Below are 22,845 nucleotides of genomic sequence, written 5' to 3'. Positions count from 1 at the left end.
AAAAGGGGTAAAATAATGGATACTTGTGCAGATATTTTAATCGTTATCGATTTACAAAATGGGGTATGTTATAGCGGCGAGCATTTATTTGATTTACAAAACTTGCTTACAAAAGTAAATAAAAGAATTTCTTCATACAGAAAATTAAATAAACCAATCATTTTTGTTCAACATTGTGATGATGATTTAGTACCCGAAAAAGAACTTTGGGCTATTCATACCGATCTAGATGTTCAAGAACAAGATTTTTTTGTAAGAAAAACACATGCAAATTCATTTTATAAAACAAACTTAAAAGAAATTTTAGACAAATCATCTGTAAATCGTATTGAATTTTGCGGTGCCCAAACAGAGTACTGTATGGATGCTACGATTAAATTTGCTCACGGACTAGGATACGAAAACTTCATGGTTCAAAAAACAACCTCTACGTTAAATAATCCATTTATGTCCGCAAAAGAGACAATTGATTTTTATGAGAATATATGGAACCACAGATTTTTAAAGTTGCTAGAAGATGAGCTCTAGAATAAATGACTAATGGCTTGATCATTCTAAGATTTATCAGCTACACTCAATTGTTTCATTATCATCATAAAAAAGCTGATTACATCGGGCTTCTTTTAACCTGTTATATATTCTATATATAACATTATAATTCCTTTGTCATATTATTTTAAAAATTTCGTATATTCATTTGAAAGAATAAGAAAATCATGATAAAATTGTGTTACGAATATATCTATATCTTTCAATTTTTGAAACGCATCAAAATTTTCAACCAAAAATGTCATTTTACAAAACTGTGCAAATTCATCTATTTTATTTACATCAGGGTCTCTTTTCTTACAATTTCTTTACTTTAGGACTTTTTTTCTGCAACAACTGTTTTCTTTTCTTTGATTTTTTGGTATGTATAGTATGGTATAACAGCTCACACGGAGGTGGAAAAGAACATGTTAGAAACCTTTCAAAAAGAAATAGAACTATATGAAAGCAATGCAGAATTATTGAAAGTGCTTGCTCATCCTGTTCGCTTATGTATTGTAAAGGGATTAATTGAACGTGGCCCAAGCAACGTTTCTACAATGTACACAGGCTTGAACATGCCACAATCTACAATTTCACAGCATTTAGCAAAGTTAAAAAGTGCTAAAATCGTTTCTAGTGAAAGAAAAGGATTAGAAATTTACTACAAAGTAGAAAACGAAACAATTATTCAACTCGTTCGCGTATTATTAGGTTAGGGACCTATAGACAGAGAAAAAGAACGTATTCTATATTTTCCATCTCATATCTTTAATATAAATATATATCATGAGAGAAAATATATAATGCTACATACTAAACGTCGTATTAAAAAACAAGACACAGAAAATACTGTGTCTTGTTTTTTCACATGTACAAATAACGATTCAAATATAAATCTTTCATGTCTTTCGTATGTATAACAACATCGAAAGCATTACCTAATCCTCCGTTCAAAATCATAGAGCGAATAGCTCTATTTAGTTTTTGAGTTTCAGAAAAAGGGTTGGTATCTTGATGGTTGGTAAGCTGATCTAATATTCCTGCTGCTAACAAAAACTCTGATTGCTTCCTATGCCATATCGTATTAATTCCTTGTAGCTCAAAATTCATCTTCAACTCATCCCAATGAACATGCGTAGTAAGGTCCATTTCTCCTGGATATGCAAGCGGGTTACGAATTAGCTTATGCTTATAATATCCTCTTAAACTTCCTTCATGATGTGCAGGATGCATCCATTCTTCTTTTGTATATCCATAATCAACTGTAATACATATACCTTTCTGAAACCATTTCGCAATCTCTTCTATATACTCTTCCATTGCAATAGGCACTTCAAAGCGCTGTCCCTCAGCAATATGAATGTTATATTTCAATAAGTAACGACCGACTCTTTTCTCTATCGGTCTAAATACTTCTGTAAGATTTCCATCATCTGTATACGTGATACGTACTTCATATAAAATTCCATTTCTTTTCTCAACTACTTCAACAGGAAACGCATCAAATAATTCATTCGAAAAAATAATCCCTTCGAAAGACTCTCCTATTTCAACATACGATGTATAATACGACACATTATCAAATGAGCAAAGACTCTCCTGTTGTAGCCTTCTATGAAAAGGGCTCACTTCAATAATTGAATAGTTTAAATTGATAAAGGTTTCCGGAGATAATTGTTTCCATTCTTGTAAAACATCATAGGCAAACTTTCCTGTTCCTCCACCAATCTCACAAATATTTGGAGCAACTTCACCATTCTCAACAAGACGAATAAAAAACTTAGCAAACGTTTTTGCAAAAACAGAAGATACGTTGCTACTTGTAAAAAAATCACCTTGCCTTCCAATCTTTTCACGTTCCTTCATATAATAGCCATGTTCTTCTGTATACAATACGAGGTTCATATACGTACTATATGAAATTGAACAATCCTTCTCTTTCCCCATCCATTCTCTTAAAATGAGCTCCATCCCCATAATGGCTCCTTATTGTAAAAATGGATTATTTTCTTTTTCAAAACCGATGCTTGTTTCTGGACCGTGTCCACATAGCACCGCTGTTTCATCTGGTAATACAAATAATTTCTCTTCAATACTTCCAATTAATTCAGCAAAACTTCCACCAGGTAAATCCGTTCTTCCAATACTCATTTGGAATAATACATCTCCAGAAAATACAGCATTCGCCTCTTTGCAATAATAAGAAATGCTTCCCGGAGAGTGTCCTGGTGTTTCAAAAATTTCAAAGTTAAATGAACCGATAGTTAATGTTCCCTCTGCATCAATAATATGATCTGCTGGTTTTGCTGTAATACTGCGGTTCATCATAAAAATTTGAGAGCCATTTACAGTTCCATCTCCTAACCAATCTGCTTCTTCTTTATGTACGTATACAGGAATATGGAAAGCGTCTCTCACCGCATCAACGGCACCAATATGATCAAAGTGAGCGTGTGTTAATAAAACCGCCAATGGTTTTAATTGTTCTTCTTGTAAATATGTAACGAGCTTCTCTCCTTCATGGCCAGGATCAAAGATAATACACTCATTTTGATCGTTCGTTAAAATATAAGCATTTGTTTGTAATGGGCCTAACGGCATTTGTATCCACTTCATATGAAAATCTCCTCCAGTTATTAAACTTACTTTTAATGATACAACATTTCTTTCTCTTAGGAAAAGAAAGGATGCTATCTCGACAATCATTTTTAAAACATGTACAATATAAAAGAGTAAATATTCCAAAAACTCATTTTGAGGAATCGGTAGACAGAGGAGGGTATTGTATGGGCCTTGTTATTATTTTTGCGCTAGTCACTCTGTTAGCTGTATTTGCTACGCTTAGAACACTTCGCGAAAAAAACTTATTCGCGGGCGGCTTTGCAATTGCAACTGTACTCGTTTTCGGATGGTTTACGATCATGACTGTTCTATATAGCGGGTACCCACCAGCAGCTTAATTCATTTACATGTTATTCTTCATCAAGATTTTGCACAAAAAGAGGAAGGGTTTCCCCTTCCTCTTTTCATATTTCACAACTTATATCATCTTCGCTTCGTATTTGTGCTTTTTTACAAGCCAAGCTCCTCCGATAACACCTGCATCATTACCAAGTATTGCAATTGCTAACTTTGTGCTCTTTACAGCACGTGAGAAAGCATATTGCTCGAAATAACGTTGAATTGGCTCTAATAGTGCATCTCCAGCTTTAGATACGCCACCACCAATTACGATTTTCTCTGGGTTTAACGTACTAGCAAGGTTCGCTACAGCTAATCCTAAATAAGAAGCTACTTTTTCCACTACTTCACCTGCTAGTTCGTCACCTTGTCCAAGCGCTTCAAACACATCTTTTGATGTAATAAGCCCTTCTTCTGCTAACATAGAACGTAAAATACTTTCTTTATCTGTCTCTTGTATTTTTTGCATAGCAACACGCACAATACCTGTTGCAGAGGCTACCGTTTCTAAGCAACCCGACTTCCCGCAATTACATGGAAAAGCGTTCTCTGTAACAACTGTAATATGTCCAATCTCACCAGCAGCACCGCTTATACCATGTACAATCTCACCATTGGCGATAACACCACCACCAACACCAGTTCCAAGTGTCATACAAATTAAATCTTTTGCTCCTTCGCCAGCACCTTTCCACATTTCACCAAGCGCAGCTAAGTTTGCATCATTATCAATAACAACAGGTAATCCTGTTTCTACTTCTAGCAAGTCTTTTAACGGATAGTTTTTCCATCCTAAATTAACCGCTTCATAAATCATTCCAGATGCCACATGTACAGGACCAGGAGCTCCCATACCAATACCAATTAACTTGCTTTTTAATTCACCTAACTCTTCTAACTTTTTATCGATAGCTTTCGCTACATCAAGTGTAATATGTTTTCCTTGCTCATTTGTATTCGTAGGGATTTCCCACTTATGTAAAATTTCACCGTACACATTAATAAATGCTAATTTAATCGTTGTACCACCAAGGTCAACACCAACTAACCATTTCTCTTCCATGTTACGTACCTACCTTTATCTAATTCTTATTTATCTCTTTTTGAATTTCTTGCTTCAATAAAAATAAAGCTGTTTGATAGTCTTGTGGATCGATTAGCTGTGATTGATTTAATTCACGCAATTCGTCTTGCATTAATTGTAAATCAGCGATTCGATCACCCGTATAAATAATCGTGCCAAATTTCTTTAGCAATTGCTGAATATCATAAATAGATATCATTTCATCACCCTCTATGCTTACTTACTATAAAAAACTATAATAAGAAAACGTTCACATATTTTATTATAATCAAGAAGAAAAAGTCTCGTCAATTTTTATTTGTCTATACAAGCCCATTTATAACCATTGTTCCTTTTTCTGTAATAATTTTTTCTACATTTTTATCAAATGGCTCTACCGGAATATGTTTTACCATTTGAAAATCATAAGCTAATGATAGCGTTTTCCCTTTATAGTGCACGAGATAACGATCATAATAGCCACCGCCATATCCAATCCGTTCTCCTCGCTGTGTATAAGCTACTCCTGGCACGATAAGAAGATCAATTTCACACGCATTCACTTCTTCCGTAAGCGCTGGAATCGGTTCACGTAAATTCATATATACTGTTTCTAATTGATTTAAATTACTAATTTGTCGGAAAGTCATCGTTCTTGTCCCTTTATTACACTTCGGAACAACAATTTTCTTTCCTTCTTCCCAAGCTTTTTCGATAATAGGATATGTATTCACTTCATGCTCCATCGAGAGAGTGATTCCAATTGTTTTAGCGTCAACCCACTCTTTTTGTTCATACACCGAAACTGCAATTTGTTCCGATAAAGTTGTATACTGTTCTTCAGATAAAGAATTCATGTGTTCTATTACTTGTTTGCGTAAACGTATTTTCTCTTCTTTCACACACTTTTCCCCCTTGCAGTGACACTTTACTCTACGAAGATAGTGTATCACTTTTACGTAGGAATCGCATAAAAAAAAGAAACAGTAGGAAAATATTCCTACTGCTTACTTTGTTTCACGGTGTAACGTAGACTTCTTGTCACGCTTGCAATACTTTTTAAGCTCGATACGCTCAGCGTTGTTACGTTTATTTTTCTTTGAGATATAGTTACGATCTCCGCATTCTGTACATGCTAGAGTAATATTCACACGCATTCTTATTTCCCTCCAGTCACTAATAACTTAAATCAGACTATACTATAATACCACTTTTAAAATAAAAATTCTACACCTTTTGATATTGTCTAATTTTTTCTATAAGGTTTTTCATGTTTTCCCTTGCTATTACTGGGTTTCTAGCATGTGAATACACCAAAAATTTTGGTTGTTTTGTATCAGAAACGATATAAGACCACTCTTTTTCTGTATATTTGAACTGTATTCCTTCAAATATACCTTCTTCTTTTCTTTCCATATCGGCCAATAATTTCCTCATTACTTTCCCTTTTTCCTTCCATGAACATACAACTTCATCATAAAGTAGATACAGTGGAGGAGATTGCTCTGCTATGCTAAGTAATGTTTCTCCTTGCAATGCTATTAACTCGAATAATTTTCCAATTCGATATAAAATATCTCGCTTCCATCTTATTTGAAAAGAGTTTTTTTCATTATGCATATAAAAGAGGAGATAACATTCCCCTAATTTCAAAGACATTGGGTAAATATTATCTGCTGATTCGAGTAATAAATCCGGAATATCTACTTCTTCAAAATCAGTCCCTTGGTAAATATTACCGTGAGTGTCATATAATTCGAAGCGATTTCCGTGTTCAGAAAACATAAGCGCCATATTCGCTTTACTCGATTTCATCAAAGCTTTCACATGATCTTTTTGTTCACTCGCATAAACCCATGTAACTGTGCATCCAAGCCTTTGTAGAAAAAGCATAAGTAAATGTTGTAACATATCATTTCTCTTATTAATAAGAAGATGAAACTCCTGTTTTTGTATCGTTTCAATATCAATACGCTCTAACACAGCTTCTACATAATTATTTACAGAAACGTGAACTAGCTTATTTCGTCCCATTTCTTTCTCACAAGCGTAATAAAACGACTCAGACATATATACTTGTTCTATCGCCTTTTGCTGCTTATACGTTAAAAACGAGCCCTCCTTACCATACAGTTGTATAACAATCCCTCTTTCGCTTTCCACTTGAACGAAAACTCCACCTGCACATTGCAAATTATGAATGGCATACTGAAAAAGCGACTCATTCATTTCTTTACATTCCATCGTATGAATCCCACTGCCATGAATGGCATGGAGGAATAAATTTTTAAAGGAAGTTGTTTCTATATTTTCCTGACTTCCAATCAATATACTCTCTCCTTTTGCAAAAAGAGATCCATAAGCCATTGCAACTTTCACAATAAATTGAGGAGTAATTTCAACATTACCCCTTCCTACAATCCGGCTTTTTTGTAGCCATCCTGTACTCTTTTCACTCTCTTTAACACCGGCAGAACCTACTATCGAATGACTATCTATCTCCTTATATGGCCATATTTTTCCTTTTTGCTTAATTACTGTACTTTTCCCTATATGACAATGGTCCGCTACAATACTTTTTTGAAAAAGTGTAACATCAGCTTCGACCATTGTATGATTTCCTATTGTTGATTCTAACAACTCACAATTTTTCCCTATATGAGCGTTTGCAAAAATGATGCTTTTTTGAAGATGAGAATAACTTGAAACGATACTATTTTTCCCGATAATAGAGTACGGTTCAATTACAACCCCCGCACCAATCATTGCTCCTTCTCCAATAAAAGAAGGGCCATGAATTTTCGTCCCTTTTCCTATCGTTACACCTTCTCCCATCCACACCATCGGTAATACTTCTGTATATGGAATAGGCACCTTCAATTTTTTCGTCAACAAATCGAATTGAGCTTGCCGATATTGATCAAATGTACCAATATCTAACCAATAGTCTTCTGATAAATATGCAAATAAAGCATTTTTATTTGCCAATAATGGAAACACATCATGACTGAAATCCGAAAATTCCATGGATGGTATGTAAGAAAAGATTTCTGGCTCCATTATATAAATACCTGTATTCACAATATTAGAAACTACCTCATTCCAGCTCGGCTTTTCTATATATCGTATAATTTCTTGTTCTTTATTCATTACAACTAACCCAAATGAGAGTGGGTTTTCTACTTCTTTCACAAACATCGTTACCATTCTCTTCTTCTGTTCATGGAATGCAATTCCTTCTGATAATTGAAAATCAGTTAATGCATCCCCACTAATAACAACAAATGTTTCATCTAAAAAGCTTTCCGCTTGCTTAATGCTCCCTGCTGTTCCAAGCGGAGGAGAGTCTTCAAAATAATACAAGTTAACTCCCCACTTACTACCATCACCAAAGTATTGCTTAATAGCAGTACTCATATATTGAACTGTAATTGCAATTTCACGAATACCATGCTGACGTAATAATTCAATATTATATTCAAGAACTGGTTTTTCTAACAATGGTAACATCGGTTTTGGAGTATTACATGTTAATGGTCTAAGGCGTCTTCCTTTTCCTCCAGCTAAAATAACCCCCTTCATATACTTCAGCCTCCACTTATATAATGTTCAAGAACTCCGTATATCATTTACCCCACATTAACTGCAGTAAAAGTCCAGTTTGGTTTGGTATGATCTAACAATTAGTGAGAGACAGCCTCACTTTATGAATAAATGTACCTTTTAACTCCCAACAAAAAGAAAGCGCTTACCATTAACTTGGTAAAATAATTAATAAGACGTAACTAACACATATGTACTTATTTTCCCATTAATTATGATACATCTTATCATCATAGACTAAAGGAAACAACGAGCTTTTTTTGTCATGTTTTGACTAAAAAAAGCAGGTGATTTCTCATCACCTACTTTTCCCCCTACTCATTCAATAAATAATGCTTTCCTTTTACTAAATAAAATACATTCTCGGCAATATTTGTAACATGGTCTGCTACACGCTCAATATATCTTGCAACAAAGGATAGTTGTGTAATTTGTGTAATCGTTTCTGGTTGTCCAGGGATAGAGGAAATAAATTCACGAATCGCCTTCCCATAAATTTCATCAACTGAATCATCCATTTCAGCAATTTGTTTAGCAAAAGTTAAATTTTCTTGCTCATATGCTTCTAATGCTAAATTTAACATCTTATGAGCAATCTCAAACATTTCCTCAAGATTATGCAAGCTAACAACCACTTCTTTTTCACCAAGACGAATTGTTGATTTCGCAATATTAACAGCATGGTCTGCAATACGTTCTAAATCTGTCGCTGTTTTAATTGAAATGAAAATTCTTCTTAAATCACTTGCTACAGGCTGCTGTTTTGTAATAAGCATAAGCGCAAGGTCATTTATTTCCTCTTCTAAATTATCCATGCGATAATCCCCATCAATGACTTCTAATGCTTTCTCTACATCCCTGTTATGAAGACCTTCCATAGCAATCAATAAAGCTTCCCTCGCTAACTCACCAAGCTCGATTACCTTTTGCTGTAACGTTTTTAAATCACATTGAAACTGTTCTCTTACCATCGTTTCTTCCCCCTCAATATTATGTGCCATTATATATAAAGTGAAACTTTAATCAGTATGGGGGTTTTTCATCCACCACTAATTATTAGCCCGCACTAATCGGGCGTTTATGGGCAGCCCGACTCCCAACTAACTTCTTTGTTCCAGCCGAGTTTTGAGTTGGGAGTTTTACTGCCCGCAAATAGCGGGATAAATCCCCTATCCAGCCTCTTATACGTTTACTAAGCCTTGAGAAAATGGAAATATTACTCCCCTTTAAAATGAGGTGAAAGTGAGAAATGCCCTCTGTTAAGAGGGCATTTACTCTTATCCTTACAACGATATCAACCAAATCGTCCTGTAATGTAGTCTTCTGTACGCTTATCTGTAGGTGTTGTAAATAATTTGTTCGTATCTGTATATTCCACAACTTCTCCACTTAAGAAGAAAGCAGTTTTATCTGAAATACGTGCCGCTTGTTGCATGTTGTGCGTTACGATAACAATACTAAAATCTTTCTTTAATTCTTGAATTAGTTCTTCTACTTTTGATGTTGAAATTGGATCTAGCGCTGATGTTGGTTCATCCATTAAAATAACGTCTGGCTCAATCGCTAAGCAGCGTGCAATACATAGACGTTGTTGCTGTCCACCAGATAAACCGTATGCATTATCGTGCAAACGATCTTTTAACTCATCCCAAATAGCTGCTCCGCGCAAGCTTTTTTCAACGATTTCATCAAGTGTTTTTTTGTCACGAACACCATGGATTTTCGGACCATATGCTACATTTTCATAAATAGATTTTGGGAATGGATTTGGCTTTTGGAACACCATACCCACATGCGTACGTAATTCTTCAACCGGATATGATTTATCGAATATGTTTCGTTCTCTATATTCGATAACGCCCGTAGTTCGAACGATAGGCACTAACTCTACCATACGATTTAGCGTTTTTAAGTATGTTGATTTCCCACAACCACTTGGACCGATAATCGCTGTTACTTCATTCTCATGAATACTTAAGTTGATATCTTTTAAAGCATGGTCTTCTCCGTACCATAAATTTAAATTTTTCGTATCAAATACTACTTTTTTTGGTGCTGTCTCAATCTTTTTCTCATTTTTCACCTGTACATTTACTACTGTTGCTACCATTTGAATTCCCCTTTCATCCACTTCCAACTTATTTTCGATTTCGTAACCATAAAACAAATATATTTATAAAGAGCAGCAATCCTAGCAAAACAATCATCCCAGCTGCTGCTACATACTGAAATTCTTCTTGTGGTCTACTCATCCAATTAAAAATTTGAATTGGTAAAACCGTAAATCTATCGAACATACTGAACGGTACATAATTTGCAAAGGCAAGGGCCCCAATGACTAATAATGGTGCTGCCTCACCAATTGCTCTCGATACCGCTAACGTACATCCCGTTACAATCCCTGGCAAAGCTACTGGCAATACAATTTGATACATCGTTTGCCACTTCGTAGCACCTAATCCGTAAGAAGCCTCTAATAATGAACTCGGTACAGATCGAATCGCTTCTTGGCTCGCTACAACAACAGTCGGTAAGACGAGCAAGCTCATTGTCAGTGCCGCCGCGACTATGCTTTCTCCTAAGTGGAGAGCATATACGAAAATAGTTAATCCGAGTAAGCCGAACACAACGGAAGGTACCCCTGCTAACGTTTGGTTATTTAGCTCTATTAACTTTTTAAAGACGGAGTCCTTCGCGTAATGCTCTAAATAAAGAGCTGTTCCGACTCCAAATATAAAAGAGACCGGTATAACAATGCTCATAAATAGTATTGTTCCTGACAAAGCAGCGGCAATCCCAGCTTCTCTCGGATTACGTGAGGCGAAGTTTGTAAAGAAATCTATTGAAAGATAACTTATACCTTTTTCAAAAATTTGAAAAAGCAATATAAAAAGTATTACTACTGAAAACAAAATTGCTATATAAAAAACACACTTGTAAATCCGATCCTTTAAAAAACGCGATGCCATATTTTCTTGTATTTTTTTATGGTTTAACATTCGCATATTATGTCACCCTCCTAAAACGGCGCATAATATATTGCGAAATGATATTCATAATAAAAGTAAACATAAATAACGTTGCACCTACAGCATACATGCTGTAATAAGTAATCGTTCCGTGCGGAGCATCACCTAAACTCACTTGTACAATATAGGCTGTTAATGTTTGAATAGAATGAGTCGGATCTATCGATATATTAGGTGTTGATCCAGCTGCAATAACAACAATCATCGTTTCACCAATTGCTCTAGAAGCTGCTAATATAATCGCTGCCATTATGCCCGTAAAAGCCGATGGAAACACCACTTGTTTTACCATCTCAAAACGAGTTGCTCCTAGCGCTAATGAGGCTTCTTTAATTTCTTTCGCTACAGCTCTCATCGCATCTTCAGAGAGAGACGCAATCGTCGGTATCATCATAAATCCTATAACAATACCTGGGCTAATAGCATTAAAAAACTGCAAACCTGGTATAATCCGCTGTAAAAGCGGTGTGACAACTGTTAACGCGAAAAAACCATATACAATTGTCGGAATGCCTGCTAGTAGCTCTAACAACGGTTTTAATATTTTCCGAGCGCCATTCGAAGCATATTCGCTTAAAAACACGGCACAACCTAAACCAATAGGAATTGCTACGAACATGGCAATTGCTGTTACAAGGATTGTTCCACATATAAGTGGTAATATACCGAATTTCGGATCTTCAAAAAAAGGTAACCATTCTTTCTCTGTCAAAAAAGAATACAATGATATCTTTTGAAAAAACATGATTGTTTCATTTGCCAACGTAATAATAATTCCAAGTGTCGTTACAATGGACACGCTAGCAATAGCTTTTAGTATTAACGGAACAATTCGATTGATTCGCTGCGTTTTTTTTCTTCTATTTGTATTTCTCTCAATCAAATGTTGTACAGAAAATGTAATTTGACTTTTGTCATTATGAGCCAAAGATGAAAACCCCTTTCCACCCTGACATTACCTTTTTATTTCTGTTAACATTCGCAGCTGTTCATTATATTTTTCTTTTGGTAATTTTACATATCCGACCTCTTCAGCAAGGCTCCCAACATGCTTAATCATAAACTCAACATAATTTGCTACATTCATTTTATTTCTGATAGATGCATGATTCACATACGTAAATAGCGACCTAGATAATGGCTTATACGTACCCGACTGAATGGTCTCTTTCGTTGGAAATACACCATCCACCTGTATTGCTTTTACCTTATCTCGATTGGCCATATAATAAGCATATCCTACAAAAGCAATGGCATTTTTATCATTCATTACCCCTTGCATAATAACTTGATCGTCTTCAGACAAAGAAACCGTTTTTACAAGGCGATTATTTTGTAAGACAACATTTTGGAAATAATCATAAGTACCAGAGTCTATGCCTGGCGCATAAAATTTAACTTGTTCACGTGGCCATGATGAATGAATTTGTGACCATCGTTTCAATCTTCCATTTTCACTCCATAATAGACGTAACTCGTCTAGCGTCATATTGTTTACCCACGTATTTTGACGATTCACAACAATCGTTAGACCATCATAAGCGACCTCAAATGGTGTAAATTGAATGGAGTTTTTCTGCATTGCATTTTCTTCTACCGGTTTCATCACTCTCGAAGCATTGTTTATATCTACTTCTCCTTTACTGAAACGATTAAATCCTCCTCCTGTCCCAGAAATACTAATAGAAATTTTCACGTTTGGATGGGCCTTTGTATATTCCTCTGCTACTGCCTCTATAATAGGAAAAACCGTTGAGGATCCATCAACTCTCACTTCTCCCATTTCATTTGTAGCGAATGCAGTAGACATATTAAAACAAAGGAAACATGTCGATAATGTCAAAACTTTAATCGATGCGCTCATCCATTTCACGTGTTCTTCCTCCTAGAAGTAACCGGAAATAACAGGATTACAGATATAAGAATACTGCTAAACTATTAATTCGGTTTTAATTGTTTGTAAAAGTTTTGTAAAGTTCCACAAAAACAACTGTATTTTGCACTTTAGATGCAGGAATTTTTCTAATCATCCATAAAACTGCTATCTCCTATCACACAAGACAAACTTAGAGCGTATGCACTAATCTTGTTATGTTCATCGTTTTTGAAACTACATGTTTTTTCAACATTTTACGCTTGTCCACATTTACTAAACCATATGCATAAAGCATAAAAAAAAGCACACTATCTTTTCAGATAGTGTGCTTTTTTTACAACTTTTTTATTCAGCATCTTGTGTATTACTTTTTTTCTCTTTTTCATCTTTTGGAGCTTCACCAGTTAATGCTTGTTTTTTCAAATCAAAGTAAGCGTCCATTATTTCACGACCAATATATCCATTAATCCCTGTTTTATCATCATGTACCCACGGCACAACAACAGAAAATGCTACTTCTGGATCTTCAAGTGGCGCATAACCTACTAATGTTAAGTTATATGTTTCAACACGCTCACCTTTTGCATTTCTACCAATCTCTTTATCTCCGCCATATACAGTTTGAGCTGTACCTGTTTTCCCAGCTGCTTTATATGGTGCACCTGCAAAGTATTTTGTAGCTGTACCACCTGAATCGTTATACACTTGTCTAAATCCTTCTTGAACACGTTTAATTTGTGATTCAGGCATATCAACACGATTTAATACTTTTGGTTCCATAGATTGAACAACTTTTCCAACTTCCTCTGGCTTCGTAGCTGGCTCGCGGATTTCCTTTACAACTTGGGGTTGCATACGATATCCACCATTTGCAATCGTCGAAATGTATTGTGCTAATTGAAGCGGTGTATACGTATCATACTGTCCAATTGATAAATCTAATAAGAAACCTGGTTGACTTCCTCTACCCATTTGACCAGCACTTTCATTTGGCAAATCAATTCCTGTTTTTACACCAAGCCCAAACTGCCCAAAATAGTAACGCATAGTATCAAATGCTTTTTGCGGGATATCTAACGTACCGCCTCGTACGTATGGAACCCCTGCAATATTCATCGCTGTTTTAAACATATAAACGTTTGAAGACTGTTTTAACGCTGTAAGGTCATTAATATACCCCATCGTTTTCCAAGATGACTTCGTAGGTGTCCCTTTTAATTTAATCGGTTCATCTAACTGTACTGATCCAGGTTGAATCGCACCAGTTTGATATCCCGTAAGTACTGTCGCACCTTTTACAGTTGAACCCATCGGATAAGAACTCGTCATCGTTCCTAATGCAAAATCATTTACTTTCGTTTGACCATCTTCGTTAACTAATTGTTTCCCTGCCATGGATAAAACTTCACCATTTTTCGGATTCATCATTACAACGAAAGCGCGATCTAAAAGCGGTTCTGACCCTTTAAATTTAATTAAGTTTTTCTCAAGAATCTCTTCTACACGCTTTTGTAATTCCATATCAATTGTTAAATTCAGGTCATTACCTCGTTGCCCTTGTGATACATTAATAGTTTCTAAAATATTACCGTCTTTATCTGTAACATTTCTCACTTCGGATTTTGTACCGTGTAAACTATCCTCGTACTGTTGCTCAATGTAACTTTTCCCTACGCGATCATTACGATTATAATCGCGAACAAGGTAGTAATCTAATCGCTCTCTCGGTAACCCTTCATCAGAAGTCGTTACACCACCAAGTACACTTCGGAACGTATCCTCATACTTATATTTTCGTTCCCAGTCGACATTTGTATCTACACCTGGTAATTTCGCTAAATTTTCACTAATAATCGCATATTCTTCTTCTGTTGCACCTTTTTTAACGATTTGCGGCGTCATTGCATATCCGCTTTCCATCTTACTTTTGATCGCCAATATTTCTAAATCTTTTGCTGACAATTGACTGATCTCTTCTTCTGTTACACGATTTCGTTGACGCTCATCTAGCTCTTTCTCTTCAATTTTATTCGCTTTCAACTCTTCACGATCTTTTTTTGTGATTTTTGTTTTTGCTTCTTCTTTATGTAAAGCAAGCCAATAATCTTTTTTATCGCGATCTGTTAACTTATCTGTTGGGACCTCAATCAAATCTGCTAACTTTTTCGCCGTTTCTAAGCGATCATCTGCAGTTGATCCCTTCATTTTTGTAAATGTAATTGTACGAATAGGCTCATTATCTACAACTGGTTGCCCATTACGATCAAATATTTTCCCGCGCGGTACAGGATTACTTATCGTTGAATTTTCTTTTTTCTCAACTTCATTTTTATATTCCTCACCACGAACAATTTGTACGTATCCAAGCCTTACAATAACCGCGGAGAACATTAAAAACACGCAAAAAAACAACACGTTTAACCGAAAGGGAACGTGGGTCTTTATCTTTGTCTGGTTCTTTTTCTGTTTCTTGCTCATACAAACCCCCTCTACCAACAGCTATGTAATGTGAAAGGGACACCTTCATACAGGTGCCCTCACTGCTGTCTTACATCTTTTTCTATTCTAGCATAAAACACACGATAAGTTAACCTTCTGGTTCAGTTTGATTCTGCGTGGTTCCTTGCGCTACAACGCTGGTTTTGCTCACATTCCCCTCATCATATTTGACATTTTTAACTGCAAAATAAATAAGAAAATGTCCAGCTCCTAAAATACATAGTAAGAAAGGTAAACTTTTTTCAGGAGGAAAGAATATGACAGCACATAAAAAACTTAAAATGGAACAAATTCTTCCGGCATTTAACCATAATTCCCTGACAACTACATATTCTACACGCCATTCTCTCGCCTGTTTTGCTCTACCAATTACATCGTATGTCATGGATCCGTACGGAACGAGTAAAATAGGATATGCAATCGCAATACATGCTGCATAAATAAGTAATTTCGTATATGTAACATTAAAAATAACTAAAAATACGACCGCATATAAAATAATGCCACCAAGTAAAATTGCTTTTTTTCGCCATTCTTTCTTTAACATACGAGCAACTAAATAATAGCATACAAATGATACTGCAGAATTCACTAAACTATATTTCCCTAGCGCTAACTCGCTACCAGATGCTAAATAGACGTATACCGAAATAACGAAAATAAACGTTCCCTCTCTCAAACCTTGGAAGAAATGAGCGCGCGTAATTCTTCCCCAGTTTTCATCGACTTGCCGCTCTTTCAATACTTGTACAATTTCATAGCGTCCTTCACATTCCCTCTTCGATAAAAAAAAGCTTAAAACGACTGCAACCGCAAATAGCATTAACGAGAGGAAAAAAACGACAGTATAACCGCTCCATTTTTCCATACGTGAAATTGTATATCCTGCTGCTATCGGTCCAATCATTCCAGAGAAAGATGTAAGAAGTCCGAGAAAACCGTTAAAAAAATCTCTTGTTTCTGGTTCTGTAATCTCAAATGTCAACAAGTTAAAAGCGAGCCAATAAAAACCATAACCAACTCCTAAAAGGGCTCCCATTAGTAAAATATAGTGAGATGCACTTTTTCCCGCTACTAAAACGACGATAAAAAAAACAGCTAATGTGCCTACACCTATTCGCAATAAAATCGAGCGATCAATACGTTTCGCTAATTTCCCGCCCACAAGAAATGTTAGAGGCTGCAATACAACGCTGGCCAAATTATACAAGCCCAGATTTACATAATTTTGTGTTTGCTTCCATAAATAAATGTTTACAAACGTATTCGATAAAGAAATTGCGAGCGTGTATAAACCTCCTATAACGAGCAATAATACTAAATCCCGATTCACTTCAACATCACCAATTACATGTTTCCACTTCATACACAACTCTCCTTTACTTCATGTTCTAGTCTTCCAAAGACAAGCTCAATTATGTAAAAGGAGAGCATAGAAAAAAGCTAGGAGAAAACTCCTAGCTTTTTTCTAGCTGTATTAACTTTAATTATTTTGCTTCTTGGTAAAGTTTTTCAGCAACGTTCCAATCTACAACGTTCCAGAATGCACCGATGTAGTCAGGACGACGGTTTTGGTAATTTAAGTAGTAAGCATGCTCCCAAACATCTAAACCGATAACTGGAGTTTTACCTTCAGTTAGAGGAGAATCTTGGTTTGGAGTGCTTGTTACTTCTAACTCACCATTGTTTACTACTAACCAAGCCCAACCAGAACCGAAGCGAGTTGCGCCAGCTTTTGCGAATTCTTCTTTGAATGCATCGAAGCTACCGAATTTCGCTTCAATCGCAGTTGCAAGTTCGCCTACTGGTTGTCCGCCACCGTTTGGAGATAGGATTGTCCAGAAGAATGTATGGTTAGCATGTCCGCCACCATTGTTACGCACTGCTGTACGAATTGCTTCAGGTACTTCGTTTAAGTTTGCAACTAATTCTTCAACGCTTTTGTCAGCTAGTTCTGCATGACCTTCTAAAGCAGCGTTTAAGTTTGTAATATACGTGTTGTGATGTTTTGTATGATGGATGTTCATTGTTTCTTTATCAAAGTGAGGTTCTAAAGCATCATACGCATAAGGTAAATTTGGTAATTCGTGTTTTGCCATTGTTATATTCCTCCCGGTTTATGTATTGTCACTATATATGTGACCTACAACTTCATTCTACCCTAATTGCCATAGGGTGCAAACAAATAAATCGCTTTGTCTTGCTATCATTAAAGTAGCAAAATTCCCACTTCTTTTCAATTAAAATGCTCATATATTCCGTAAAAAAAGCTTCCTTCTACAAGGAAGCTTCCTGCTGACATAATAAACATATGAAATGGATATGGACCCTGTAGGACTCGAACCTACGACCGGACGGTTATGAGCCGTCTGCTCTAACCAACTGAGCTAAGGGTCCACAATTATGTATGTAACATTAAAAACAACTAAATTCCCATCGGATATATCGTTTGAAAAATGTAAGATAAATTTACCATATACAAAAGAAAAGTGTCAATTGTATTTTTCTCTACTAAAAGAAGTAAATTAATAAGAAGAAATTTAGTCCTTTCTACTATATGTAAATATAATATATCTTGAGCTTCTCTAGATTCGTACGTTACAATGATTTTATACATACATAAAGGAAGTGAATCTATGTCCATTTTTACACAGCTAGCAAAAAGCGTATATTCGCCTAAAGATATGGCGCTTTTCCGTTTCCAAAAAATTGGTAAAACCATTTTGTATATTATGCTTCTTTGCCTAATCACTACTATTCCAAGAACTTTCTTGTACGGTAGCGTTATCCAAGATGGTGTTAACATGGTAAATAAAGTAATCGAAAAAGATTTACCTGATTTTAAAATTGAAAATGGCGAGCTACAAGCTGATATTGATCAACCTATCGAAAAAGAAGACGGAAATGCCCTTTTCGTATTTGATCCAAATTCAACAGACTTAGAAAAATATCAAAATAAAACAGGTTTATTTGTTTTAAAAGATAAAGTAGTCTCCATGGGGAATGGTCAAACACAAACATACTCCTATAATGACTTACTAGGCGCATCTCTTGAGAAAAAAGATTTACAAGATTTCATTTCGTTATTTGACAGTATTTATCCAATTTTATTATTCGTTATTGGGTTCTTACTGTACTTATTCCAATTATTTATTACCTTTGTAGGAGTTACATTGCTTGCCTTCATCGGTTCTGCGATGAGCGGTCAACGCAAATTATCTTATAAACAAGTTTGGACATTAACTGCTTACAGCTACACAATTCCAACAATCTTCTTTATGATTATGGATTTATTCAAAATAAACGTACCTGGTGCAACATTCATTTACATTGCAGTTGTTTTAATCGTTCTATACTTAACAATGAAAGAGGTTCCAAAACCGAAAGAAAAACAAGAACTATAAAAAAATGCCTAAATAGGCATTTTTTTTTTGGACAAGCATATATTCCTAGCAAAGGAGTGAAGAATATGAAGAGATTAGGTGTACTCTTATTCGTGCTTGTCCTCGGTTATATATTTTATTACGATATAAAAATCGGTACTTTACCGATGTTAAGTTCATACAAAAAAACCTCTGCTGCCCAAACGATAAAAAAAGAAAATACAGATACAAAACAAAATAAAGAGAAAGAAACAGAAAAAGAAACGGATACAGTTTATAAAGCAATCGAAGTAAAAACTGGCGATACAGTTCTTTCTATTACAGAAGCGATTAATAAGAAAAAAATTCCTTCTATTGAAAAAGTAATTGATGATTTTAAACAATTAAATAAAAATACATCTGCTACAAAAATCCAAGTTGGAAAGTCTTATAAATTCCCGTTATATCAATAAGCCATCACTTAATCCTTGTCAATTACATAAAGGCGCTGATACAATAGTAAAAGTGAAACCGAGTACTTTGGTTTCTATAGCCCTTTCTCACACATACTATCATTGATGTAAGGGACTAAAAATAAGAAACTTCTTTTATAAGGAGAGCGATCAATTCGTGAATGAAATGACTCATCGTACAAAAACACGTCCAGTTAAAGTCGGTAATTTAACAATTGGCGGTAACAATGAATTAATTATACAAAGTATGACGACAACAAAAACACATGATGTTGAGGCTACAGTTGCTGAAATTAAACGTTTAGAAGAAGCTGGCTGTCAAGTTGTTCGTGTTGCTGTTCCAGACGAACGCGCAGCAAATGCTATTGCTGATATTAAAAAACAAATCAACATTCCACTTGTTGCTGATATTCATTTTGATTATCGCCTTGCTTTAAAAGCAATCGAAGGCGGCATTGATAAAGTACGTATCAATCCAGGTAACATTGGACGTCGCCATAAAGTAGAAGCTGTTGTAAATGCAGCGAAAGAGCGTGGCATTCCAATCCGTATCGGTGTAAATGCCGGCTCATTAGAACGTCATATTTTAGAAAAGTATGGATATCCAACTGCTGATGGTATGGTCGAGAGCGCACTGCACCATATTAAAATTTTAGAGGACTTAGATTTCCACGATATTATCGTATCAATGAAAGCCTCTGATGTTAACTTAGCAATTGAAGCATACGAAAAAGCTGCTCGCGCTTTTGATTACCCATTACACTTAGGTATTACAGAATCAGGAACATTGTTTGCTGGAACTGTAAAAAGCGCCGCCGGTCTTGGAGCAATTTTAAGTAAAGGCATCGGAAATACACTTCGTATCTCTTTAAGTGCTGATCCAGTTGAAGAAGTAAAAGTTGCACGTGAACTATTAAAGTCATTCGGTCTTGCATCTAATGCCGCAACACTTATTTCTTGTCCAACTTGTGGTCGTATTGAAATCGATCTAATTAGCATCGCTAATGAAGTGGAAGAATACATCTCTACGCTTCAAGTTCCAATTAAGGTTGCAGTACTCGGCTGCGCTGTAAACGGTCCTGGTGAAGCTCGTGAAGCTGATATCGGTATTGCAGGTGCACGCGGAGAAGGGTTATTATTCCGTAAAGGGCAAGTCGTTCGTAAAGTACCGGAAGAAACAATGGTAGAAGAACTGAAAAAAGAAATCGATGTAATCGCTGCTGAAATGGCTGCCGAACGAGAAAAAGAAAAAGAAAAAGAAACACAAGAACAATAAAAAGAAGGTTGCCCACAATAATGTGTGAGCAACCTTCTTTTCTATGTAAAAAAGCTCGTCAGTTATATAACCGACGAGCTTTTACTTTGCACATTTTGGACAACGACCGTATATTTCAAATTTATGTCCCGTTACTTCATAACCGTTAAAATCTTTATTCATAAAATCCATTGGACAAGAAGTAATCTCTTTCGTGCCCCCACAATCTAAACAAATAAAATGATGATGATGTTCCATAATGGAACATGTAAAACGAAAATGTTTTTCACCATTTAATTCCGTTTGTTCTAAAACACCGATTTCAGCAAAAACCGTTAAGTTACGATAAATCGTATCAAAACTAAGCCCTGGATAATCATCCTTCATATGCTCTAAAACGTCTTTCGCAGTTAAATAGCGATTGTGAGCCGCGAATAACCTTAGCATCTCTTCCCTTTTCCCCGTATGTTTGTATCCTTTTTCCTTCATTAGGCGTAAAGCTTCTGCTAGATTCATACCTATCCCTACTTTATGCAGTTTTTTTCTTCTTCCATAAAATTGCACCGATCAAAATAAGAACTGCTATCATAACAATTGTGCCACCTGGTGCTAGATCAAGTTGATACGAAGCAAACATTCCACCAATTACGGCAATTTCACCAAATAAAACGGAAAAGAAAATTGTTTGTTTAAATCCTTTTGCAATACGAATACTTGCTGCAACTGGTAACGTCATTAAAGATGATACGAGAAGAACACCTACAACACGCATTGATACGGCAATTACAAGAGCAACTAATATAATGAAAATAAAGTGAATCCACTTTGCACTTAAACCGGTTGATACAGCATATTCCTCATCAAATGATAGTAAAAACAACTCTTTGTATAATAAAACAATCGTTGCAATAACAACAATTGCTACTATACCAATAATAATTAAATCCGAGCTTGTTACAGCACTTACACTACCAAATAAATAACTAAATAAATCCGTATTGAATCCATTAGCAAGTGAAATGAAGATAACTCCAATCCCCATCCCAGCTGAAAGTATAATTGGAATTGCTAATTCTTGATAATGCTTATATACAGTTCGTAACTTTTCAATTAGTAACGCTCCACCTATCGAGAAAATCATCCCCATATATAGAGGATTTAAAAAACCACCTGTGAAAATTGTTTTTTCAAGTAACAAACTTGCTGCAATTCCTGATAACGTCACATGACTTAATGCATCCGCAATAAGCGACATGCGGCGAATTACAACGAACACGCCGATAAGTGGTGCGACAAGCCCTATTAAAATACCAGCGTATAAAGAATTACGTAAAAAATCATATTGTAAAAAATCCTGTATCATTATATCCTCCCGTGATGCCCATGTTCATGTTCTAAGCGATGAACATGATGTCCATATAAAATCGACATTTCTGCATCTTCTAACTCTCGGAATTTCTCTACATTCCCATGGAAATGTAAATGTTGGTTTAAGCATGCAACATGTGTTACTTTTTCAGTAACAGCTCCCATATCATGAGTAACAAGAATTAACGTGATTCCTAATCTTTTGTTTAAGTCCTCTAGTATCTCATAGAAACTTGCCACATTTTTCACATCGATCCCAACAGTAGGCTCGTCCAAAATAAGCAATTCCGGATTACTTACAAGTGCACGAGCAATAAATACACGCTGTTGTTGTCCACCAGAAAGTTCTCCAATGTTGCGACCTTGAAACTCGCTCATACCTACATCAGCAATCGCTTTTTCTACTTTCGCATTATCGTCTTTCGTAAAAAAGCGAAAAAGCCCCTTTTTCGAAACGAGCCCCATTGAAACAACTTCAAAAACAGTTGCCGGGAAACCTGAGTTAAAACTACTTGCCTTTTGGGATACATAACCAACTTTATTCCACTCTTTAAATTTCTTACTATCAATGCCAAACAATCTAATACTTCCTTGCTTTGGTTTTAAAACACCCAATAAGCATTTAAGTAAAGTCGATTTCCCTGAACCATTTGGTCCAACTAAACCTAAAAAAGCTCCCTTCGGAACTTGCAAATTAATATCTTCTAACACGTTGCGATCTTCATATCGAAACGTTAATCCTTCTATTTCCAATATATTATTCATATCATCTCACCTATTTTAATTCAGAATGATTCCGATTTATCTCTATTTGAATTATAGTAC

Annotated in this window: 24 protein-coding genes and 1 tRNA gene; 6 read left to right on the top strand and 19 right to left on the bottom strand. The window is 35.6% G+C overall.

The features are described 5' to 3' along the window. The first annotated feature begins 15 nt into the window (after positions 1-15). The gene (locus KI356_RS14090; protein WP_128280942.1) at positions 16-528 is read left to right on the top strand and encodes a cysteine hydrolase family protein; all 513 of its coding nucleotides are present in this window, start codon (positions 16-18) and stop codon (positions 526-528) included. A gap of 428 nt (positions 529-956) precedes the next feature. Next, the gene (locus KI356_RS14085) at positions 957-1,247 is read left to right on the top strand and encodes an ArsR/SmtB family transcription factor (protein ID WP_000894375.1); all 291 of its coding nucleotides are present in this window, start codon (positions 957-959) and stop codon (positions 1,245-1,247) included. Positions 1,248-1,395: 148 nt separating this feature from the next. Here the strand turns inward: KI356_RS14085 and KI356_RS14080 are convergent, their stop codons facing one another. Both KI356_RS14080 and KI356_RS14075 read right to left on the bottom strand, forming a co-directional pair. After that, positions 1,396-2,508, bottom strand: a complete 1,113-nt coding sequence (locus tag KI356_RS14080; protein ID WP_212935704.1) for a class I SAM-dependent methyltransferase — start codon at positions 2,506-2,508, stop codon at positions 1,396-1,398. Positions 2,509-2,517: 9 nt separating this feature from the next. Then, complete coding sequence (locus KI356_RS14075; protein ID WP_002122536.1) at positions 2,518-3,147, bottom strand: MBL fold metallo-hydrolase; 630 nt, start codon at positions 3,145-3,147, stop codon at positions 2,518-2,520. 170 nt (positions 3,148-3,317) lie between these two features. Here KI356_RS14075 and KI356_RS14070 point away from each other — a divergent pair, with 170 nt between their 5' ends. Continuing rightward, on the top strand, positions 3,318-3,491 hold the full coding sequence (locus KI356_RS14070; RefSeq protein ID WP_033716682.1) for a DUF2759 domain-containing protein: 174 nt from the start codon (positions 3,318-3,320) through the stop codon (positions 3,489-3,491). An 80-nt stretch (positions 3,492-3,571) separates the two neighbouring features. On the opposite strand, the gene glcK is transcribed toward KI356_RS14070, so the two are convergent. From glcK to KI356_RS14000, 14 genes are all read right to left on the bottom strand, one after another. Further along, positions 3,572-4,555, bottom strand: coding sequence for a glucokinase (gene glcK / locus KI356_RS14065; protein ID WP_212935703.1), 984 nt, complete (start codon positions 4,553-4,555; stop codon positions 3,572-3,574). A 19-nt stretch (positions 4,556-4,574) separates the two neighbouring features. Next, on the bottom strand, positions 4,575-4,775 hold the full coding sequence (locus KI356_RS14060; protein ID WP_002173470.1) for a YqgQ family protein: 201 nt from the start codon (positions 4,773-4,775) through the stop codon (positions 4,575-4,577). 103 nt (positions 4,776-4,878) lie between these two features. Continuing rightward, positions 4,879-5,457, bottom strand: a complete 579-nt coding sequence (locus KI356_RS14055; RefSeq protein ID WP_128280939.1) for a 5-formyltetrahydrofolate cyclo-ligase — start codon at positions 5,455-5,457, stop codon at positions 4,879-4,881. Positions 5,458-5,562: 105 nt separating this feature from the next. Further along, entirely contained in the window at positions 5,563-5,712 is a 150-nt protein-coding gene (gene rpmG / locus KI356_RS14050) for a 50S ribosomal protein L33 (RefSeq protein WP_001265616.1), read from the bottom strand. Between the two features lie 70 nt (positions 5,713-5,782). Next, complete coding sequence (locus KI356_RS14045; protein ID WP_212935702.1) at positions 5,783-8,137, bottom strand: sugar phosphate nucleotidyltransferase; 2,355 nt, start codon at positions 8,135-8,137, stop codon at positions 5,783-5,785. Positions 8,138-8,472: 335 nt separating this feature from the next. Then, positions 8,473-9,129: a phosphate signaling complex protein PhoU gene (gene phoU / locus KI356_RS14040; RefSeq protein WP_002122547.1), complete on the bottom strand. Its 657-nt coding sequence runs from the start codon at positions 9,127-9,129 to the stop codon at positions 8,473-8,475. A gap of 323 nt (positions 9,130-9,452) precedes the next feature. Then, positions 9,453-10,268 (bottom strand): phosphate ABC transporter ATP-binding protein, encoded by an 816-nt coding sequence (gene pstB, locus KI356_RS14035; RefSeq protein ID WP_098777152.1) that lies wholly within the window; start codon positions 10,266-10,268, stop codon positions 9,453-9,455. Between the two features lie 28 nt (positions 10,269-10,296). Further along, complete coding sequence (gene pstA / locus KI356_RS14030; protein WP_128280936.1) at positions 10,297-11,163, bottom strand: phosphate ABC transporter permease PstA; 867 nt, start codon at positions 11,161-11,163, stop codon at positions 10,297-10,299. 1 nt (position 11,164) lies between these two features. Further along, a complete protein-coding gene (pstC, locus tag KI356_RS14025; RefSeq protein ID WP_128280935.1) occupies positions 11,165-12,115 on the bottom strand; it encodes a phosphate ABC transporter permease subunit PstC in 951 nt (316 codons plus the stop codon). Positions 12,116-12,142: 27 nt separating this feature from the next. Beyond that, positions 12,143-13,060: a PstS family phosphate ABC transporter substrate-binding protein gene (locus tag KI356_RS14020; protein WP_212935701.1), complete on the bottom strand. Its 918-nt coding sequence runs from the start codon at positions 13,058-13,060 to the stop codon at positions 12,143-12,145. Positions 13,061-13,408: 348 nt separating this feature from the next. Then, positions 13,409-15,541 (bottom strand): peptidoglycan D,D-transpeptidase FtsI family protein, encoded by a 2,133-nt coding sequence (locus KI356_RS14015; protein ID WP_212935700.1) that lies wholly within the window; start codon positions 15,539-15,541, stop codon positions 13,409-13,411. Between the two features lie 109 nt (positions 15,542-15,650). Next, positions 15,651-16,928, bottom strand: a complete 1,278-nt coding sequence (locus tag KI356_RS14010) for an MFS transporter (RefSeq protein WP_212935699.1) — start codon at positions 16,926-16,928, stop codon at positions 15,651-15,653. A 121-nt stretch (positions 16,929-17,049) separates the two neighbouring features. After that, positions 17,050-17,661 (bottom strand): superoxide dismutase [Mn], encoded by a 612-nt coding sequence (sodA, locus tag KI356_RS14005; RefSeq protein WP_001052033.1) that lies wholly within the window; start codon positions 17,659-17,661, stop codon positions 17,050-17,052. Between the two features lie 224 nt (positions 17,662-17,885). Beyond that, a tRNA-Ile gene (locus tag KI356_RS14000) sits at positions 17,886-17,959 on the bottom strand. Between the two features lie 239 nt (positions 17,960-18,198). On the opposite strand from KI356_RS14000, the gene yqgB reads away from it, so the two are divergent. From yqgB to ispG, 3 genes are all read left to right on the top strand, one after another. Next, positions 18,199-18,966: a protein YqgB gene (gene yqgB / locus KI356_RS13995; protein ID WP_002122562.1), complete on the top strand. Its 768-nt coding sequence runs from the start codon at positions 18,199-18,201 to the stop codon at positions 18,964-18,966. Between the two features lie 65 nt (positions 18,967-19,031). After that, a complete protein-coding gene (yqfZ, locus tag KI356_RS13990; protein ID WP_193656099.1) occupies positions 19,032-19,397 on the top strand; it encodes a protein YqfZ in 366 nt (121 codons plus the stop codon). 166 nt (positions 19,398-19,563) lie between these two features. Next, positions 19,564-20,673 (top strand): flavodoxin-dependent (E)-4-hydroxy-3-methylbut-2-enyl-diphosphate synthase, encoded by a 1,110-nt coding sequence (ispG, locus tag KI356_RS13985; protein WP_170956784.1) that lies wholly within the window; start codon positions 19,564-19,566, stop codon positions 20,671-20,673. Between the two features lie 81 nt (positions 20,674-20,754). On the opposite strand, the gene KI356_RS13980 is transcribed toward ispG, so the two are convergent. The 3 genes from KI356_RS13980 to KI356_RS13970 are packed head-to-tail and all read right to left on the bottom strand — an operon-like array spanning position 20,755 to position 22,785. Continuing rightward, the gene (locus KI356_RS13980) at positions 20,755-21,168 is read right to left on the bottom strand and encodes a Fur family transcriptional regulator (protein ID WP_088231085.1); all 414 of its coding nucleotides are present in this window, start codon (positions 21,166-21,168) and stop codon (positions 20,755-20,757) included. Between the two features lie 13 nt (positions 21,169-21,181). Beyond that, positions 21,182-22,015 carry a metal ABC transporter permease gene (locus KI356_RS13975; protein WP_128280931.1) on the bottom strand — a complete coding sequence of 278 codons (834 nt, stop codon included), beginning with the start codon at positions 22,013-22,015 and terminating at the stop codon, positions 21,182-21,184. Continuing rightward, positions 22,015-22,785 (bottom strand): metal ABC transporter ATP-binding protein, encoded by a 771-nt coding sequence (locus KI356_RS13970; RefSeq protein WP_128280930.1) that lies wholly within the window; start codon positions 22,783-22,785, stop codon positions 22,015-22,017. Before KI356_RS13970 ends, KI356_RS13975 begins: the two co-directional genes overlap by 1 nt. Positions 22,786-22,845 lie beyond the last annotated feature (60 nt).

The organism is Bacillus hominis, assembly GCF_018332515.1.
GTDB lineage: Bacteria > Bacillota > Bacilli > Bacillales > Bacillaceae_G > Bacillus_A > Bacillus_A hominis.
Note: the sequence above shows the minus strand (reverse complement) of the source record. Positions and strands in the feature narration are given on the sequence as shown.